This window comes from Pseudomonas syringae group sp. 243L2 (assembly GCF_032587875.1).
In the GTDB taxonomy this organism is placed as follows: domain Bacteria; phylum Pseudomonadota; class Gammaproteobacteria; order Pseudomonadales; family Pseudomonadaceae; genus Aquipseudomonas; species Aquipseudomonas amygdali.
Genome location: NZ_JAWHPL010000030.1, coordinates 1 through 509 on the forward strand (window position 1 = coordinate 1; position 509 = coordinate 509).

Sequence of the window (509 nt, forward strand, 5' to 3'; positions counted from 1 at the left end):
TCATCGGGCGGGCGGACCATTTGTACGGTCAGGCTGCCATCGGTGCCGGCGTAGACCACGGCGCTGACGCCGCCATCCTTGTAACTGGCGATGGTAGCCAGATTGATCTCGACCAGGGCACCGCTGACCCCGGTATTGCCCAGACGGCGACCGATGTCGTAACCCTCTTCGACGTTGCCCAGCTCAAGACCGTGGCCGTCCTTGTTCAGGTCGTGCAGAGCGTTGTTCAGGGCGATTTCGGCTTCCGGGTTGTTGGTGCTGTCGTAGAACACCCGTACAGGTTTTTGACCGTCGGGCAAGGTATCCAGCGCCTGCACCCAAGCGGCTTGCAAGGCTTTGGCTTGTAAAGCAGGTTTCAAGCGCTTGCCGTTTTCATCCTGCATGGGCGCCTTGATCGGGCGGTGCAAATAGCCGAGTACCGGCGCAGCGTCGAACTCCTTGACCTGATGCTGACCCCAGCGGATGGGCAGCCACGGGGAGGGCTCGAAGTTGCCAGGGCCTCGGTTGCT

Annotated in this window: 1 pseudogene; it reads right to left on the reverse strand. The window is 61.5% G+C overall.

Annotation, left to right across the window (positions count from 1 at the left end):
- A pseudogene (locus tag RYB66_RS20025) lies at positions 1-509 on the reverse strand (DUF2875 family protein); the annotation flags it as partial.